This is a genomic window from Candidatus Pantoea soli (genome assembly GCF_007833795.1).
In the GTDB taxonomy this organism is placed as follows: domain Bacteria; phylum Pseudomonadota; class Gammaproteobacteria; order Enterobacterales; family Enterobacteriaceae; genus Pantoea; species Pantoea soli.
Window position 1 is genome coordinate 2,590,821 of sequence record NZ_CP032702.1, and the last position, 17,519, is coordinate 2,608,339.

The following is a 17,519-nucleotide window of genomic DNA, read 5'->3' on the forward strand; positions in this document are numbered from 1 at the left end:
CAGGTTATTGCAGGCTGATACGCAACGCCGCTGCGGTGGCGAACGGCGACAGAGTCGCGCTCACGGCCAGCATGGCGCCGAGAATTGCCAGATAGCCGCTCACCGGCAGCCCCTGCCCCGCCGCTTCAATGGCCGCGGTGGCAAATATCAGAACCGGTATCGACAGCGGTAATACCAGTAAACTCAGCAGGACGCCGCCGCGCCGCAGACCGACGGTCAGTCCGGTGCCGATTGCGCCGAGGAAGCTTAGCGTTGGGGTGCCAAGCAGCAGCGTCAGTGCCATCGCCCGCCAGCCGGCAAAATCCAGCGACAGCAGCAGCGCCGCCAGCGGCGACAGCAGAATCAGCGGCAGGCCGGTGAGCAGCCAGTGCGCCACCACTTTGCCTAATACGGTCAGCGGCAGCGGCGTCGGCAGCAGCAGTAGCTGCTCCAGCGAGCCGTCCAGAAAATCATCGCGGAACAGACGCTCCAGCGCCAGCAGCGAGGCCAGCAGCGCCGCGACCCACACCACACCGGGCGCGATGCGCGCCAGCTGCTGCGGTTCCGGCCCGATACCCAGCGGAAACAGCGTAATGACGATTAAGAAAAACCACAGCGGATTAATCACCTCCGCCCCGCTGCGGAACGCGATTTTTAACTCACGCTGAATGATGCGTCCCGGCATTACATCCACTCCGCCGTCAACCGGATTTTGCGCACCCGGGCACTGTCGCCGGGCAGATCCTGATGTGTCGTCAGGATCACCGCGCCACCGTTATCGGCATGTGCCACGAACCGCGCCATTAATTTTTCCACGCCGTCTTTATCAATCGCGGTCAGCGGCTCGTCCAGAATCCACACGGCGGCACGGCTCAGCCACAGCCGGGCCAGCGCCACGCGCCGCTGTTGTCCGGCAGAGAGCTGGGCGACCGGCACCTCTTCATACCCTGGCAGATCCACCTGTTCCAGCGCTGCATAGAGGATGCCGTCATCACTGCTGCCGTGCCAGAAGCGCAGGTTTTCGCAGGGAGAGAGTACGGATTTCACGCCGGGCTGATGGCCGAGATAGAGCAGGTTTTGCTGCCATGTTTCGCGCTGCTGGCGAATTGGCTGTGCCTGCCACAGCACGTCGCCCTCTTCGGGCCGGCTCAGACCGGCCAGCAGACGCAGCAGCGATGTCTTGCCGGCGCCGTTGGGCCCTTCAATCTGCACGATGTCACCGGGCGCTACCCGGAAGCTCAGCCCACGAAACAGGAAGCGCTCATCACGAACACACGAGAGATTAATGACTTCGAGCATAGAAGGGAGAATCACAGCAATGAATGAGGTGGGGATAATATCACAATGCTGCCAGGGGCCGAAGTCTGTGGCAGCGGGCGCGCGGCCTTTGAATGGCGCATTCGTGCGCCCGGAAGCGGCAAATTGCAGAAAAAAACACCCCGGTTAAAACTTTGTTACGCTTAGAGAGAATCTTCGTAACATTTCGCCCTTGCTAAAAGCGTCTACGCTTATTACGCGCTGGCATTATCACCGGGAGAAAACATGAAGCAAACGCCAACAGAGACAGAAAACAATAACGACGTCGACAGTGAAGAGAAGGAGCAAGGCAAGGAAATTGAAGTGGATGAGGACGCTCTGCCTTCGCGCGCGGCGGCCATTCACGAAGAGATTCGTCAGGACGGCGAAAAAGAACTGGAGCGTGACGGCATGGCGCTGCTGTGGTCAGCGATTGCAGCGGGCCTTTCCATGAGTGCCTCCCTGATGGCAAAAGGCATCTTTCAGGTGCATCTGGAAGGCGTGCCGGGGGCATTCCTGTTTGAAAACCTCGGCTACACCTTTGGCTTTGTGATTGTCATTATGGCGCGCCAGCAGCTGTTCACTGAAAACACCGTGACCGCCGTATTGCCGGTGATGCACAAACCCACCGGCAGTAACTTTATGTTGCTGCTGCGGCTGTGGAGTGTGGTGCTGGCGGGCAACCTGATCGGCACAGCGATCGGCGCGCTGGCATTTACCCATATGCCGATTTTTGACGATGCGACGCGCCAGGCCTTTACCGCCATCAGCGAAAAGGTGATGGAAAATACGCCGGGAGAGATGTTCGCCAATGCGGTGATTTCCGGCTGGATCATCGCCACCATGGTGTGGATGTTCCCCTATGCGGGCGGCGCAAAAATCGTGGTTATCGTGATGATGACCTGGCTGGTCGCGCTGGGCGACCTGGCGCATATTGTGGTGGGTTCGGTAGAAGTGCTGTATCTGGTGTTTTCCGGCACGCTGCCGTGGCAGGACTTTTTCTGGCCGTTTGCGCTGCCTACCCTGCTGGGCAATATCACGGGCGGTACGCTGATATTTGCGTTGATCAGTCATGCTCAAATCCGTAATGACATGAGCGAAGAAGCCAAAGCCAAAGCGCGTGCCGAAAAGCAGCGCAAAGAGCAGCAGGAGAAAGAGAAGCAGGCATGATGGCGGCGGCTGTTGCTGACAGAACAGGCATGATGGGTGGCTATTGCTGACAGAATGAGCAAACAGCCGGCGTACAGTTAAAATTCTGCATGCGGTGCGCTATACTGCGCGCCGGATGTCTCCTTAGTTAAATGGATATAACGAGCCCCTCCTAAGGGCTAGTTGCAGGTTCGATTCCTGCAGGGGACACCATTCTGATCTGAACTTGCCTTCACCGACACGAACAAATCCCTTACAGAATCAGCCTTCACGATCTCCCGATACGAACCGATGCAAACCGGGTCGAATTGACTGCGCCAACTTTTTGCGGGCACATTGCAAATCACCCCTGGCATTATGCCCATATGCTGACGGAAATGTAGATTGATTCAGTTGAATCCAAATAAAAGCGGTACTGTCAGACGTGGGCCAGCGGTTTCTTCTTTCCCCTACAAAAGTCAGGCTGATAATGAAAAGGCGTTAATTGTCCTGCGTATTCTGCATAAAGCCACTCTCTTTTATCAGTCCGAAATGTTTTAGGCTGGCTCAGGATCTACTTCAGTGCAGGGATAGGGTTACACAGCCTTGTATGCACGGCTTCAGCGACTGACAGCCAGGCTGTGCCTGCCGCTCAGCGCTGTCGCCACACAGAGGGGGCGACGCCGTGCAGCTGACGGAAGCGGTGACTGAAATGGCTGGATGAGTGGAACCCGCAGCGCAGCGCGATATCGGTCAGGGATAAGGTGCTGGTTTTCAGCAGCTGCTGTGCGGTGTCCATACGGCGGCGCATGACATACTGATGTGGCGCCGATCCCGTGCTGTGGCGGAACATACGCGCAAAGTGATACTCGCTCAGTGCCGCTTCCGCTGCCAGCTGCGCCAGCGTTAACGGCTGATCGAGCTGCGCATCAATGTAAGCCAGTACGCGGCGCAGCACCGCCGGAGCCAGCCCGCCACGCACCTGAGGTGCCCGCCACTGTACGTCACTGTAGTGCTGCAGCAGGTGCGTCAGCAGCAGCGTTGAGGCAGTGCTGAGCATCAGTTGATTTGCCGGTTGCTGCCACTCTGTGCTCAGCAGGAAATGGCGATAGAGCTGCTTAATGCGATCGTCATCGGCAAACACTTTTTCATGCAGGGTAAGCTGCGCCGGGCTGCGATCCCATATCTGCTCGCCAAGCTGGCGCAGATGCGCCTCCGTGCAGTAAAGATGCACAAAAGACAAATCGGCACGCAGATCCCAGGTCGATTCCGTACCCGCAGGCATCAGGCAGAAGCGATCCGGCGCGCCGCCGTTGCGCCAGCCGTGCGGCGTTTTATGCCAGGTATCGTATCCATCGGCGGTATACAAGCTGAGCGTGTGATGATCGCTAAGGTTAGTGACGCGATCGCCGCTGTTAAACCAGGAAGCCAGCTGCATTCCGCTGGAAAGCGATACGCTATCGCGCAGCTGCGCTTTGTGGCGCTGAAGCATGGTAAAGGTCTGATAATTCTGCATGTCGCATCACTGCCCGTGTGAATGAATGCCCAGTTTACCCATCCCGTCAGACAGAAAACAGGCCAGTGCCGGCCAGCACACAAAAATGCGCAAGATTTTGCAAGTTGCGCGCAAAGCCCTGCAAGCGCGGAATCTGCCGGTTCTGCCACACTGCCCGCCTGATTTTTGCCGGAGTGCACAGCATGAACCTGATGTTATACCTTGCCGTCGTCCTGATATGGGGCACCACCTGGATTGCCATTTTCCTGCAGCAGCAGGCGGCTGATACGCCGGTTTTTGTCGCTATTTTCTGGCGCTTTTTGCTGGCCTCTGGGGTGATGCTGGTCATACTGAAACTGCTGAACCGCCTGAGGTCGCTCTCCGGCCGCGATCATCTGTTTTGCCTGGCGCAGGGTGGCTGCGTCTTTGGATTCAATTTTGTCTGCTTTTATCATGCTGCCGCGCTGATCAGTACCGGACTGGAATCGGTGATCTTTTCGATGGCGGTTCTGTATAACGCAATCAATAGCTGGGTGTTTTTCCGTCAGCGCCCTTCTGTCCGGCTGGTGCCTGCGGCGCTGCTCGGGCTTGGCGGCATGGTGGCGCTGTTCTGGCAGGATATTCAGGCCGCGCAGTCGGCACCGCAACTTCTCTGGGGCGTCGGGCTGAGCGCACTGGGAACGCTGGGATTCTCTTTTGGCAATATGATTTCCATGCGCCACCAGCGTCAGCAGCGGGATGTGCTGACCACCAACAGTTACGCCATGCTGTACGGTGCGGTGCTGATGGCCCTGATGGCGCTGATGAACGGTGAAGGGCTTGCACCTGCCCACAACCTGCAGTGGCTGGGTGCGATGAGTTATCTGGCGATTTTCGGTTCGGTAGTGGGCTTCGGGGCTTACTTCACGCTGGCAGGACGTATCGGCACCAGTCAGGCTGCCTATTGCACGCTGCTGTTTCCGCTGGTGGCGCTGACGCTTTCTACGCTGTACGAAGGCTATCAGTGGCACAGTAATGCGATCGTGGGGTTGCTGATGATTCTGGCTGGTAATCTGGTGATGTTTGCCTGCTGGCCGGCAAGCCGGAAGCTGCGCACCGCCTGAACAAGAACGGGCGTTGCGCCCGCTCTGTCGCTCCTCTAGCGCCAGCCGCTGACGCCATTATTGAGCTGATGAGGCTGATTGATGGCTTTTCTGGCAATCCAGTAAAGCAGCACGCGGTCATCGTCTCTGTCGCGATCGGCCATCGCCAGTAGTTTCAGCGACAGCGTGGACTTATTGACAGGCTGATGCTCATCGCTTAACTCGACCACCGCCTGACCGATAATGCAGCAAACTTCAGCCTCGCTGGACGCGGATTCATATGCTCGGTCTTTCATATTTCCTCCTGTTGTGTGAACTATAAGCCTGGCAAAGATGCCGAATCCTGCCGGGCAAAAGCTGCGCTGAACACCTGCTGTTACACATTCACACCGCTGGTAATCCGCTGACATCCGCGCTGCGCTTTTACCGCGCGCAATGCCATTCATGCCCGATTTGTGGCATTTCGTTCCCGCAGGGTGGCCTTCTGCGGCGCAATGCCCCCGCACGCGCGTCAGGCGCTTAAGATGGCAACAGATTCCGCATTCCCCCTGGGAGAGAGAAAATGAAAGCGACTGCCCTGTCCCCTGCGCGTATGCGCCTGCTGACGCTTATCGGTACCGTCATTACCCAGTTTGCGCTGGGTTCGGTCTATACCTGGAGCCTGTTCAACGGGCAGCTGGCGCAAAAGCTGGACGCGCCGGTTAGCCAGGTGGCGTTCTCCTTTGGCCTGCTCAGCCTCGGGCTGGCGATCGCCTCTTCGCTGGCCGGTAAGCTGCAGGAGCGCTTTGGCGTGCGCAACGTCACCATCGGTGCCGGTGTGCTGATGGCAACAGGTTTCTGGCTGACCGCCCATGCCGATAACCTGATGATGCTGTACCTCAGCGCCGGTATTCTGATTGGGCTGGCCGACGGGGCCGGTTATCTGCTGACGCTCTCTAACTGCGTAAAATGGTTTCCCGAGCGCAAAGGGTTAATTTCCGCCTGCTCAATCGGCGCTTACGGGCTGGGCAGCCTGGGTTTTAAGTTTATCTGCGGTGCCCTGCTGAGCACTCAGGGGCTGGAAAACACCTTTCTGATTTGGGGCGGGCTGGCGATGAGCATGATTATTGCCGGTGCGCTGCTGATGCATGATGCACCGGTTCGCCAGGCGGCAGACAACACGCAGCGGGCGGCGCGCGACTATACGCTGGCGCAGTCGGTACGCTTACCGCAATACTGGATGCTGGCACTGATGTTTCTTACTGCGTGTATGAGCGGCCTGTACGTGATTGGCGTGGCTAAAGATATTGGTGAGGTGCTGGTGCACCTCAGCGCGCAAACCGCCGCCAGCGCCGTGACCGTGATTGCGGTGGCCAACCTCAGTGGCCGGCTGATCCTCGGCGTACTGTCAGACAAAATGGCGCGCATCCGCGTTATTTCGCTGGCGCAGATGATCTCCCTGCTCGGCATGAGCATTCTGCTGTTTACCCGCATGACGGAAACCACCTTCTTTCTCTCGCTCGCCTGCGTGGCATTTAGCTTCGGCGGCACGATCACCGTGTTCCCTTCGCTGGTCAGCGATTTCTTCGGGCTGAATAATCTCACGAAAAACTACGGGCTGATCTACCTGGGTTTTGGTATCGGCAGCGTACTGGGCTCGCTGGTTGCCTCGCTGTCGGGCGGCTTCACTGTCACCTTCAGCCTGATCATGACGCTGCTGGTGCTGTCGTTTATCCTGTCGCTGAGCATCCGTTTGCCCCAGCGTCAGGCGCTGGCCGGGCCGCTGCTGCATCACTGATCTTTCCGACCGCCGCGCTAACGCGCGGCGTTTTTTATTTGTTACCGCCGCTGAATATAACGCTTACCGCGCCTTGCATTTCGGAATATTCGCGTTATTATCATTACGCATTCGGCCTATTCCGATTGGTTTATTATTTGCCGTTTCATTTTTAGCATTTAATTGACATATCCGGAAATACTTGCAGAAATAACTCTACATTCGCTGCATCTTCACTCCACTTTTCCCCGCTATTCTGGCGTCATTGGAAAAGAGGAGGACTCTCCATGAAGAAAGTGATAAAGGTCGCATCGGTCGTGGCCATTATGTCGATGCTCAGTGGCTGTATTATTGAGCATGATCATGACCGCGGCTGGGGACACGGTCGCGGAGGCGGCTGGCATCACGGGCATGGCGGATGGCATCGCCGCTAATCGGGCAAAGCACACACAGCACATAATAAGAAAATAAAAAGGGCGGGAATTTATCCCGCCCTGTTTTTTTAGCTTTTTACCGCGTAATTACATTGATACCAGGCTTTCTTTAATCCCGGCAGATGACTGTCTTCGGCAGGCAACGATTCCACTTTATCAAATCCCCGCTGGCTGCAATAACTGGCCAGATCGAGTTCCAGTGCATCTTTATTTAATGTTTGCGGATCGTAGCGGTACTGCACGGTATTTGAGCTGCTGTCTTCATCCACGCGCTCAAATCCCCCTGGTTTGCTGACACTGCAACCGGCCAGCATTAAAAGCGCCGCAGCGCTTATCAGCATTTTTTTCATTCAGATATCCTCTTCAGGCGAAGCAGTGTAAAAGCCTGCGCCGTGCGCTTCTATCAGAAAAAGCGCGAAATGTCCTGTAAAGCCAAAGCTTTTGCCAATCAAATTGATAAAACCAAACGGTTTTCTATATCATCCGGCGCGTGTGATGATGCTTTCAGACAACACGATGTCTGCACCACACCAGGTGACATAGCTAAAAAGACATATTGAAAGTGACCTTTATGCCCGTGCTGAGCGGGCTTTTTTTTGCCCGCTAACCGGTAAGGCTGACCATCTTACGTAAAAGATTGGCGGCGTGTTTGTCAGGCAATGCCAGAATGCCGTTATACAAATCCACCGACATTGCGCACATTGCGCTGCGATCCACCGCTGTATCAGCCGGCATGTTTAGCTGCTGCAGTTTGTCACCCCACTTGCCATAAAGTGTCTGCACCACGCTTTGCAAATCGCGCTGCGCCATGGCCTGATCGACCGGCAGTTCCTCACCGGTGCTATGCTGCAGAAGCTGCTCCAGCGCTTCACCGTCCTGCTGATTAAGCGCTGGCGGCAAAACCTGCTGCAGATTAACGCCTCCGCTGACCTGCGGATAAAGAAAACGGAAACAGCGTTGCGTATCCTGCTGCTGCAGCGCCTGCATCTCCTGCACGGAAATCCGGATATAGTGAATGATCGCTTCATCGCTGGCGCGCGTCATGCGCTGATTCACCAAATCCATCAGCCAGCCGCGCATATCGCCCAGCGCCTGATCGGCGGGCACCCCTTCTGCCAGCTTGTGCATCAGTTCGCGATTCAGCAACTGCCACAGCGCCGGTTCCTGCTGTTTCAGCACGCGATAGCCCGGCGCCTCGCTCAACCGTGCGGCTACCTCAGCCGCCAGCGCTTCCCGCTGCTGACGCGGATGCAACCAGCTGAACCACAACAGATTCGCCAGCAGTAACGGCAGCAAAAACAGCACCAGCCCCTGCCAGACGCGCAGCGCAGTTGTACGTATCAGAATAATAATAACCACTGCCAGCAGCGCAAAAGCGGCCAGCATGAGTGAGAAAAGCGACAGCATGGTACGGCGTTAATCCTTACGAACGTCAATCAAAACCGGGCAGTGCGCCCGTTCAATCACCGCCGCGCTGACGGAGCCTTTGAGCAGGCGGTTGAACGGAGACAGAGGGCGGCGCCCCATAATGATCATACTGGCGTGCAGCGCAGCGGATTGCGCCACGATAGTCTCTGCCGCTTCGCCCGCCACAATCATGCCTTTTGCCGGAATACCGGCGCGCAGCAGCGGTGCCAGCGCCCGGCGCACTACCATTTCTGCGGTGTTCTGCTCATCTTTGGCTGCAACAAAATCGTCCGGATCTTCGCCTGCGTCAATCTCCATCGGCTGACTGCAGGATGAATAGGCCGGATCGATACAGCACAGCACCCGCACCTGCGCCTGCTGCGCCAGCGCCTGCTCAATCGTCAGCGCGATGACTTTGTCTGCCACCGGTGAGTTATCAATCGCCATCAGTAAGGTTTTCATCAGTGTGTTATCCCTCCACAGCCGTCATTTTGCCGATTTCGCGAATCAGCGCCTCTTTACACTGTATCAGCGCATCACGATAGTGCGTTTCATGCTTATGAAAGCGCGCTGTCGGCACCAGCAGCGAAATGGAAAAGCGCCCCAGCAGCGTGTCGATCGCCACCGCCATGGTAGAGATGCCTTCCAGCGTTTCACCGCGATCGATAGCCAGTCCACTGGCGCGCACGTCAGCAATCAGCGCCAGTAGCTGCGGCAGCGTTCTGACCGTTTTTTCCGTCAGCTCTTTATAGGCTTCGCCCACCAGCAGCCGCACATCTTCATCACTCTCCATCGCCAGCAGCGCACGGCCACCGGAGGTGCTGTAAAGCGGCAGATTCAGCCCGATACGCGGCACCACCCGCAGCTCTCGCGTCGCCACGACATAATGCACAATCGCCAGCTGTGTCCCGCTGGCGCGCGACAGGGAAACCGTTTCGTTGATCTCTGCTGAAAGGTGTTCCAGAAAGGGGCGGACAATCTCGACGACGTCGCTGTGCACGCTGGAGATCAGCTTCAGCAGCGCCGGCCCGAGGCGCAGACCGCCCGCGCCGCTGCTGCGCACCAGCTGGGCACTGTCCAGTGCCGCCACGATACGCTGTACGGTCGAACGCGGCAGGTCGACCACCTGCGCAATCTCACCCAGGCTCATGCCGCCGGGATGATCGCCCAGCGCATTCAGAATTTTTGCCGCGCGCGCGATGACCTGAATGCCACCCGCTTTTTCATCCTCACGGCTGGAGGGATGTTCTGACATGATGCGTTCCTTTTTGGCCTGCCCTACTTTAGCGCGATTGACCGCACTTTTATACCCTGTATCGCATTGCAATACATCATACCGGAATGTAAGATTCACCTCTGTATCACATTGCAATACACTGCATCAATAATCACGAGAATCCCGTTATGAACGCCCAGCCTGCTGCGGCTCCAGTGCCTCATCCGTTTACCCTGCGCCTGGCGCTCGGGCTGGTGGGCGTGCTGATCGCCGCACTGACCTCCGGACTGAACGATCGCGTAACGGATATCGCGCTGGCTGATATCCGGGCGGCTATTGGCATCAGTTACGACCAGGGCAGCTGGATTGTGTCTGCCTATCAGGCAGCCGAGGTGGCGGCCATGATGATCGCGCCCTGGTTTGCCGTCACGTTTTCACTGCGCCGCTTTGCGCTCGCCGTCTCTGCGGGTTTTATGCTGTGCGGGCTGCTGCTGCCGCTGGTCACCAGTGCACCGCTGTTTATCGCGCTGCGCGTGGTGCAGGGGCTGTTCGGGGGGGCGCTGCCGCCGCTGCTGATGACGGTGGCGCTGCGTTTTCTGCCGCCGCCGATCAAGCTTTACGGGCTTGGCGCCTATGCGCTGACCGCCACCTTTGGTCCCAACATGGCCGCTTCGCTGGCCGCGTTCTGGACCGATGAAGTCAGCTGGATGTTTGTGTTCTGGCAGGTGGTGCCTGCGATGCTGGTGGCGATGCTGCTGATCGGCCTGGGCCTGCCGCAGGACCCGCTGCGTCCGGAGCGCTTTAAGCAGATCGACCTGTTTGGCATGTTGACCGGCTGTAGCGGTATCGCGCTGCTGATTCTGGCGCTGACCCAGGGCGAACGGCTCGACTGGCTGGCTTCGCCGCTGTTCAGTGCGCTGTTATTCAGTGCGCTGGCGCTGCTGACGGTGTTTTTTATTAACGAGTGGTTCCATCCGCTGCCGCTGTTCAAACTGCAGATGCTGCGCCGTCACAATCTGGCGCACGGGTTGCTGGTGCTGGCAGGGGTGTTGATTCTCTCGCTTTCCGGTTCGGCTCTGCCCTCGGCCTATTTCAGCCAGGTTGAAGGCTTTCGTACCGTGCAATTTGCGCCACTGGCGCTGACCATCGGCCTGCCGCAGTTACTGATCGCGCCGCTGATTGCCGCACTGCTGAACCTTCGCCGGGTGGATTGCCGCTGGGTGCTGGCGGCTGGCGTGACGCTGCTGGTGATCGCCTGCCTGCTGGGGATGCGCATTACGACAGACTGGGCACGCCAGAATTTCTGGCTGATTCAGATCCTGCAGGCGTTTGGTCAGCCGATGGTGATTCTGCCGGTGCTGATGAGCGCCACCAGCGTGGTGGCCCCGCCGGAAGGGCCTTTTGCCTCGGCGATGTTCAATACCGTACGCGGTTTTTCCAGCATTGCCGCCGGCACGCTGGTGGAGTGGTTTATCAGCCACCGTGAGAAATTTCACTCCAGCGTGCTGGTAGACCAGGCGGCCAGCCGCAGCTGGCTGATGCGTGCAGCGGACAGCGCCGGGGCCAGCAGCCGCTTGCCTCTGTTGCCGGACGGCAGCGTCAGCAGCGCAGAGAACCTCAGTGGTTTCGCTACCCTGGTGCGCCATCAGGCGATGGTGCTGAGCCTGAGCGACGCCTGGCTGATGCTTACCGCGTTTGCCGCGCTGCTGTTACTGCTGACGTTATGTCTGGCAAAACGCGTCTGGCCACCGCAAACCCTGATTCATCCTGTTAAGACCACGTCGGAATAATTGTTATGCATGCTTTTGCTACGAAAAGAACGCTGCTGTTAAGCGCCCTGCTGCTGCTGTTGCTGGCGATGGCTTTTGTTGTCTGGTCCGCCATGACCCGTCACGACCATCGCACAGACGATGCCTATGTCAACGCCGATTACACGCTGGTGGCACCGAAAGTGTCAGGTTATATCGCCCGCGTTAACGTGCAGGATAACCAGCGCGTGAAGGCGGGCGATCTGCTCGCCACGCTGGACGATCGCGATTATCGCGTGGCGCTGGAAACCGCGCAGGCCAGCCTGCAGGTCAGTGAAGCGAAGCGCCTCAGCGCGCAGGCGCAGCTGGAACAGCAGCAGTCAACCATCGAACAGGCCAGGGCTACGCTGGCGGCCAGTCAGGCCTCGGCGCAGTATGCCGGTCAGAGTGCGGCGCGTTATAACCAGCTGTACAAAAGCGGCACCATTGCCGCTGACGATCAGCAAAAAGCCAACGCGACGCAGCGCTCTGCCGCCGCGGCGGTGCGCCAGAGCGAGGCCGCGCTGGCGGCGGCAGTCAAACAGGTCGGCGTATTGCAGGCGGCGCTGCGTCAGGCGGAAGCGGACGTTGCCGCCGCACAGGCCAGCGTTGATCAGGCGCAGCTCAACCTCTCTTATACCCGCATTGTGGCGCCGGTTGACGGTATGGTAGGCCAGCGTTCAGTGCGCACTGGCGCGTATGTCAGTGCCGGTACGCGCCTGCTGGCCGTGGTTCCGCTGCAGCAAACCTACATCACGGCCAACTATCTGGAAACCCAGCTGGCCGACGTGCATCAGGGACAGCGCGTTACGGTGACGGTGGATGCTCTGCCGGGCAGGACGTTTACCGGCCATATAGACAGCATTGCGCCCGCCACCGGTACGACCTTCTCTGCCCTTTCTCCCGATAACGCCACAGGCAACTACACTAAGGTTGTTCAGCGTTTGCCGGTGAAAATTGTGCTTGATGCAGACCAACCCGATCTGGCGCAATTACGTGTCGGCATGTCGGCGATTCCGCAGATTGAAACCCGATGAAAATGTGAGCTGGTTCTCAGAAGTGACCTATTTATTTTCGGATCGATTACGCGTAAATTAGCGCTCGATCCTGTTCCGGGGCAGCCCGGAGCGACCTGAGTAGAAAGCGTGTAGCGATAATGAACTCCACCTTTCTCTTATTCTGTTCGGGTTACGCTGGTTTGGGATCGCCATCATTGTAACCGGTCAGAGGAGTTGCTTTGTGAAATACGCTTTGATGGGAATCTCTTTCTTCGTCTTACTCTGGGTCGGCACCTTTGTGCTGATGCTCTAGAGCCGCCAGGCGGGGCGACCTCTCAGTCGCCCCGATTTACGCTTACTCTTCCTCCAGCACTTTTACCGTTCCCGGTAAAATGCCGTCCGCACGAAACATCGCTTTAATGCCCCGCACCGCCTGACGAATGCGATCGGTGTTTTCAATCAGCGCGAAACGGACGTGTGTATCGCCGTAGTCACCAAAGCCGATACCGGGCGAAACGCAGACTTTGGCCTCCTGCATCAGCAGTTTGGCAAATTCCAGCGAGCCAAGATGCGCATAGCGATCCGGGATTTTTGCCCAGACGTACATCGAGGCTTTCGGCAGGTCGACCATCCAGCCGGCTTCATGTAATCCTTTCACCAGCACATCACGCCGGCGCTTATACTGCTCAGCGATGTCACGCACGCACTGCTGATCGCCCTCCAGCGCGGCAATTGCCGCCACCTGCAGCGGCGTGAAGGTGCCGTAATCGTGATAGCTTTTAATGCGCGCCAGCGCCGCGACCAGTTCTTTGTTGCCAACCATAAACCCGATGCGCCAGCCCGCCATGTTGTAGCTTTTTGACAGCGTAAAGAACTCCACCGCCACGTCGCGCGCGCCAGGCACCTGCATAATCGATGGCGCTTTCCAGCCGTCGTAGGTGATATCGGCGTAAGCCAGATCGTGAATCACCAGTACGTTGTACTGTTTTGCCAGCGCGATGACCCGCTCAAAGAAATCCAGCTCAACGCACTGTGAAGTCGGGTTAGAGGGGAAACCGAGGATCATCATTTTCGGTTTTGGATAGCTTTCGCGTATTGCCCGCTCCAGCTCGTTGAAGAAATCCACGCCGGCCACCAGCGGCACCGAGCGCACCTGCGCGCCGGCAATCACCGCGCCGTAGATATGAATCGGATAGCTGGGATTGGGCACCAGCACGGTATCGCCGTGGTCGAGCGTTGCCAGCATCAGATGCGCCAGCCCCTCTTTCGAACCAATGGTGACAATGGCTTCGGATTCCGGATCGATATCCACCTGATAGCGATCGGCGTACCAGCGCGAAATGGCGCGGCGCAGACGCGGAATGCCTTTTGACGTGGAGTAGCCGTGCGTATCTTCACGCTGCGCCACCTGACAAAGCTTCTCGACAATATGCGGTGGCGTGGCACCGTCCGGATTCCCCATCGAAAAGTCAATGATGTCTTCGCCGCGCCGGCGCGCAGCCATCTTCAGTTCAGCGGTGATGTTAAATACATAGGGCGGAAGGCGTTCAATACGTGAGAAACGACGGGGTGTGCTGTTATCAGCCATGATGTCCTCTGGATTACGTGAGCGCCCGGACCGTCCGAGCGACGTGGGTCACTTGCCGTGACCGAAACAAGAACATAACGCGCCGTTAACAGGATTGTCGAGAGGCAGCGCCGCTTTTTTCTGCAACGGGCTGCCGGGGAATCAGCGATAGGGCGTCAGGCGGCCAAATACCCAGTCATTCACCCACTCACCGTTAAGCTGATAGTTGTCGCGCAGCGTGCCCTCCAGCTGATAGCCATTCTTCTCCAGAATGCGCCGCGACGGCCAGTTCCCTTCAATCACCAGCGCCTTGAGTTTGTGAAACTCTGCCTCCAGCAGGAAGGTGCTGAGCGCGGCCAGCGCTTAGCTGCCGTAGCCCTGACCGGTATACGCATGACGCAGCATGTAACCGACCTCCGCCTGGCGATAAGGGTGCCATTCCGCGCTGCAGCCAAACAGGCCAATGGCTTCGCCGCTGTCACGCAGGCGGGCCACCAGACACAGCATGTGGAAACTGGCTGGCTGCCACGGGGCCAGACGCTCCGTGAAGCGCTGGCGGATATCGGCTTCGTCCGGGATTTCGCTGACCCAGCGCATGGTGGCGGCGTCTTCGTGTACCGCTCTGAAGATTTGCCAGTCTTCCGGTTGCAGACGACTCAGGATCAAACGCGAGGTATGTAATTGCATTGCTGCGCTCCGCTACAGGGTCTGTGGCACCATAGCAAACCGCCTCATTGACAGCCAGAGGCGGGCGCACGGATTCCACCATCGGTTTTCCTGCGTGCTGCGTCTGCCCGGCGTCATACCGCCCTTTTACGCCGGTAAAGATTGATCCAGGCCAGGAGAAGCGCGGGCAGATTACCGGGGTGCTGGCGGATCGCGATCACATTTTTTATCATAGCGGCATGAATGCCTTGCCTGAGAACCCCCGTGCCCGCCCATTTTGACATGCTGCTGGCGGTCTTTGACCGCGCCGCGCTGATGCTGATCTGCCTGTTTTTTCTGACGCGCACGCGGCTTTTCCGTCAGCTGCTGCAAAAAGATGAGCACTCCGCCGGTGAAAAAGCCGCGGTAACGGCAATTTTTTCCCTGTTTGCTCTGTTCAGCACCTGGTCCGGTATCGCGGTGGATGGCTCACTGCTCAATGTCCGCGTGATTGCCGTGATGGCGGGCGGCATCCTGTTCGGGCCGTGGGTCGGCATCACTACCGGGGTCATTGCCGGCCTGCACCGCTTCCTGACCGATATGGGGGGCGTCACGTCGGTGCCCTGCCTGATCACCAGTATTATTGCCGGTATCGCGGCAGGCATTATTCATCGCCGCGTCAGCAGGGAGCAGCGCTGGCGCGCCGGTATCCTCGGCGGCATGCTGTGTGAAAGCCTGACCATGCTGCTGATTGTGCTGTGGGCGAAACCCATGACGCTGGGGCTGACCATTGTGGCCGATATCGCGCTGCCGATGATTCTGGGCGCGTCCAGCATCGGTCTGATTGTGCTGCTGGTGCAGAGCGTGGAAGGGGAAAAAGAGGCCATTGCTGCGCGCCAGGCCAAGCTGGCGCTGGAGATTGCCAATAAAACCCTGCCGCTGTTCCGCCAGGTCAACCGCGACGCGCTGCGGCAGGTGTGTGACATTATTCGCAGCGATATTCACGCCGATGCCGTGGCGATAACCAACACCCGGCAGATTCTCGCCTATGTGGGCTATGGCGAGCAGAATTACCACAACGGCGATGACGGCATCAGCCCCACCACCCGACAGGCCATCACCAGCGGTAAAATCATTATCCGTAACAACGATGAAGCGCACCGTACCCGGGATATTCACTCTATTCTGGTGATTCCGCTGTGGGAAAAAGGCGAGGTCACCGGCACGCTGAAAATCTACTATCGTCGCGCGCACCGCATCACCGGTTCGCTGAAAGAGATGGCCATTGGGCTGTCGCAGATCATCTCTACTCAGCTGGAAGTGTCGCGCGCTGAACAGCTGCGTGAAATGGCGAACAAAGCGGAACTGCGGGCGCTGCAAAGCAAGATCAATCCGCATTTCCTGTTTAACGCCCTGAACGCCATCTCCTCGTCCATCCGTCTCAATCCGGATACGGCGCGTCAGCTGGTGATTAATCTCTCGCGCTATTTGCGCTACAACCTGGAACTCAATGACGACGAGCCAATCGATATCAAGAAAGAGCTGTGGCAGGTTAAGGATTATGTTGCCATCGAACAGGCCCGCTTTGGCGACAAGCTCTCGGTGATTTTTGATATCGATGAAGATGTGCATCTGCTGCTGCCCAGCCTGCTGATTCAGCCGCTGGTGGAGAATGCCATCGTGCACGGTATTCAGCCCTGTCGCGGCAAAGGGGTGGTGACGCTGAGCGTGAAGGATCTGGGTGACTGCGTGCGCATCGCCGTGCGCGATACCGGCGCCGGCATCAGTGAAGAGATGATCAGCCGCGTGGCGCGTAACGACATGCCGGGTAATAAAATCGGCCTGCTCAACGTGCATCATCGGGTGAAGCTGCTTTCCGGTCAGGGCCTGAGCATCATCCGCCACCAGCCGGGCACCGAAATTGCCTTTACCCTTAATAAAACCGGACAGCCGCTGCCTGTGCCGCTGCACCCGCCAACGGAAGCCTCCGCGTGAAAGCCATTATTGTCGAAGACGAATTTCTTGCGCAGCAGGAGCTGAGCTGGATGATTCAGCAGCACAGTCAGATCAGCCTTGAAGCCTGCTTCGATGACGGACTGGACGTGCTGAAATACCTGCAAACGCATCGGGTGGATGTCATTTTTCTTGATATCAATATTCCGTCGCTGGACGGCATGCTGCTGGCACAAAACATCAGCCAGTTCACGCACAAACCGCTGATCGTTTTTATCACAGCCTGGAAAGAGCATGCGGTGGAGGCGTTTGAACTGGACGCATTTGATTACATCCTGAAGCCGTATCACGAAGCGCGCATCGTCACCATGCTGCGCAAACTGGAAGCCACCATGCAACAGCAGGCGCTGCCGCACAGCCCTGCCGCCAGCGCGCCGCAAACCGTGAATCTGGTGAAAGACGATCGTATTATCGTCACCGATATCAGCGAGATCTATTATGTGGAAGCGCATGAAAAGCTGACGTTTGTCTACACGCGCCGTGAAGCTTACGTCATGTCGATGGCCATCACGGAGTTCTGCAGCCGCCTGCCAGAGGCGCTGTTTTTCCGCTGTCACCGCTCATACTGCGTGAACCTGAGTAAGATTCGGGAGATTGAGCCGTGGTTCAACAACACCTATCTGGTGAAGCTGCGCGATCTGGAGGCGCAGGTGCCGGTGAGTCGCAGCAAAGTCAAAGCGTTTCGTCAGCTGATGCGGTTATAAGGCGAACGGCGG

18 protein-coding genes, 1 tRNA gene and 1 pseudogene are annotated in these 17,519 nt (G+C 57.8%); 10 read left to right on the plus strand and 10 right to left on the minus strand.

The features are described from left to right. Nucleotides 1–4: 4 nt before the first annotated feature. Nucleotides 5–664 (minus strand): heme exporter protein CcmB, encoded by a 660-nt coding sequence (ccmB, locus tag D8B20_RS12030; RefSeq protein WP_145889100.1) that lies wholly within the window; start codon nt 662–664, stop codon nt 5–7. Beyond that, the gene (gene ccmA, locus D8B20_RS12035; protein ID WP_145889101.1) at nt 664–1,278 is read right to left on the minus strand and encodes a cytochrome c biogenesis heme-transporting ATPase CcmA; all 615 of its coding nucleotides are present in this window, start codon (nt 1,276–1,278) and stop codon (nt 664–666) included. The genes ccmB and ccmA overlap by 1 nt, the downstream gene beginning before the upstream one ends. 243 nt (nt 1,279–1,521) lie before the next feature. Here ccmA and D8B20_RS12040 point away from each other — a divergent pair, with 243 nt between their 5' ends. After that, the gene (locus D8B20_RS12040; protein ID WP_145889102.1) at nt 1,522–2,445 is read left to right on the plus strand and encodes a formate/nitrite transporter family protein; all 924 of its coding nucleotides are present in this window, start codon (nt 1,522–1,524) and stop codon (nt 2,443–2,445) included. A 117-nt stretch (nt 2,446–2,562) separates the two neighbouring features. Continuing rightward, nucleotides 2,563–2,637: transfer RNA gene (locus D8B20_RS12045), tRNA-Arg, on the plus strand. A gap of 418 nt (nt 2,638–3,055) precedes the next feature. On the opposite strand, the gene D8B20_RS12050 is transcribed toward D8B20_RS12045, so the two are convergent. Continuing rightward, nucleotides 3,056–3,919: a helix-turn-helix domain-containing protein gene (locus D8B20_RS12050; protein ID WP_145889103.1), complete on the minus strand. Its 864-nt coding sequence runs from the start codon at nt 3,917–3,919 to the stop codon at nt 3,056–3,058. 182 nt (nt 3,920–4,101) lie between these two features. Here D8B20_RS12050 and D8B20_RS12055 point away from each other — a divergent pair, with 182 nt between their 5' ends. Next, on the plus strand, nt 4,102–5,001 hold the full coding sequence (locus D8B20_RS12055) for a DMT family transporter (RefSeq protein ID WP_145889104.1): 900 nt from the start codon (nt 4,102–4,104) through the stop codon (nt 4,999–5,001). A 35-nt stretch (nt 5,002–5,036) separates the two neighbouring features. On the opposite strand, the gene D8B20_RS12060 is transcribed toward D8B20_RS12055, so the two are convergent. Then, entirely contained in the window at nt 5,037–5,276 is a 240-nt protein-coding gene (locus D8B20_RS12060) for a hypothetical protein (protein ID WP_145889105.1), read from the minus strand. Between the two features lie 266 nt (nt 5,277–5,542). On the opposite strand from D8B20_RS12060, the gene D8B20_RS12065 reads away from it, so the two are divergent. Then, nucleotides 5,543–6,757: an MFS transporter gene (locus D8B20_RS12065; protein ID WP_145889106.1), complete on the plus strand. Its 1,215-nt coding sequence runs from the start codon at nt 5,543–5,545 to the stop codon at nt 6,755–6,757. Between the two features lie 266 nt (nt 6,758–7,023). Further along, on the plus strand, nt 7,024–7,170 hold the full coding sequence (locus D8B20_RS21640) for a hypothetical protein (RefSeq protein ID WP_186454369.1): 147 nt from the start codon (nt 7,024–7,026) through the stop codon (nt 7,168–7,170). Nucleotides 7,171–7,238: 68 nt separating this feature from the next. Here the strand turns inward: D8B20_RS21640 and D8B20_RS12070 are convergent, their stop codons facing one another. The 4 genes from D8B20_RS12070 to D8B20_RS12085 all read right to left on the minus strand — a co-directional run bounded on the left by D8B20_RS12070 (nt 7,239) and on the right by D8B20_RS12085 (nt 9,832). Next, nucleotides 7,239–7,520 (minus strand): putative periplasmic lipoprotein, encoded by a 282-nt coding sequence (locus tag D8B20_RS12070; protein ID WP_145889107.1) that lies wholly within the window; start codon nt 7,518–7,520, stop codon nt 7,239–7,241. 253 nt (nt 7,521–7,773) lie between these two features. Beyond that, nucleotides 7,774–8,577: a hypothetical protein gene (locus tag D8B20_RS12075; protein WP_145889108.1), complete on the minus strand. Its 804-nt coding sequence runs from the start codon at nt 8,575–8,577 to the stop codon at nt 7,774–7,776. A gap of 9 nt (nt 8,578–8,586) precedes the next feature. Continuing rightward, nucleotides 8,587–9,039, minus strand: coding sequence for a universal stress protein (locus D8B20_RS12080; protein WP_145889109.1), 453 nt, complete (start codon nt 9,037–9,039; stop codon nt 8,587–8,589). Between the two features lie 7 nt (nt 9,040–9,046). Then, nucleotides 9,047–9,832, minus strand: coding sequence for an IclR family transcriptional regulator (locus D8B20_RS12085; RefSeq protein WP_145889110.1), 786 nt, complete (start codon nt 9,830–9,832; stop codon nt 9,047–9,049). 149 nt (nt 9,833–9,981) lie between these two features. On the opposite strand from D8B20_RS12085, the gene D8B20_RS12090 reads away from it, so the two are divergent. From D8B20_RS12090 to ypdK, 3 genes are all read left to right on the plus strand, one after another. Then, entirely contained in the window at nt 9,982–11,583 is a 1,602-nt protein-coding gene (locus tag D8B20_RS12090) for an MFS transporter (protein ID WP_145889111.1), read from the plus strand. A 5-nt stretch (nt 11,584–11,588) separates the two neighbouring features. Beyond that, on the plus strand, nt 11,589–12,617 hold the full coding sequence (locus D8B20_RS12095; RefSeq protein WP_145889112.1) for an HlyD family secretion protein: 1,029 nt from the start codon (nt 11,589–11,591) through the stop codon (nt 12,615–12,617). A gap of 202 nt (nt 12,618–12,819) precedes the next feature. Continuing rightward, nucleotides 12,820–12,891 carry a membrane protein YpdK gene (gene ypdK / locus D8B20_RS12100; RefSeq protein ID WP_006120362.1) on the plus strand — a complete coding sequence of 24 codons (72 nt, stop codon included), beginning with the start codon at nt 12,820–12,822 and terminating at the stop codon, nt 12,889–12,891. Nucleotides 12,892–12,933: 42 nt separating this feature from the next. Here the strand turns inward: ypdK and alaC are convergent, their stop codons facing one another. Both alaC and D8B20_RS12110 read right to left on the minus strand, forming a co-directional pair. Continuing rightward, nucleotides 12,934–14,166: an alanine transaminase gene (gene alaC, locus D8B20_RS12105; protein WP_145889113.1), complete on the minus strand. Its 1,233-nt coding sequence runs from the start codon at nt 14,164–14,166 to the stop codon at nt 12,934–12,936. A 141-nt stretch (nt 14,167–14,307) separates the two neighbouring features. Then, a pseudogene (locus D8B20_RS12110) lies at nt 14,308–14,832 on the minus strand (GNAT family N-acetyltransferase). Between the two features lie 261 nt (nt 14,833–15,093). On the opposite strand from D8B20_RS12110, the gene D8B20_RS12115 reads away from it, so the two are divergent. Next, a complete protein-coding gene (locus D8B20_RS12115; RefSeq protein WP_145890553.1) occupies nt 15,094–16,785 on the plus strand; it encodes a sensor histidine kinase in 1,692 nt (563 codons plus the stop codon). Further along, nucleotides 16,782–17,507: a LytR/AlgR family response regulator transcription factor gene (locus D8B20_RS12120; RefSeq protein ID WP_145889114.1), complete on the plus strand. Its 726-nt coding sequence runs from the start codon at nt 16,782–16,784 to the stop codon at nt 17,505–17,507. Before D8B20_RS12115 ends, D8B20_RS12120 begins: the two co-directional genes overlap by 4 nt. The last annotated feature ends 12 nt before the right edge of the window (nt 17,508–17,519 follow it).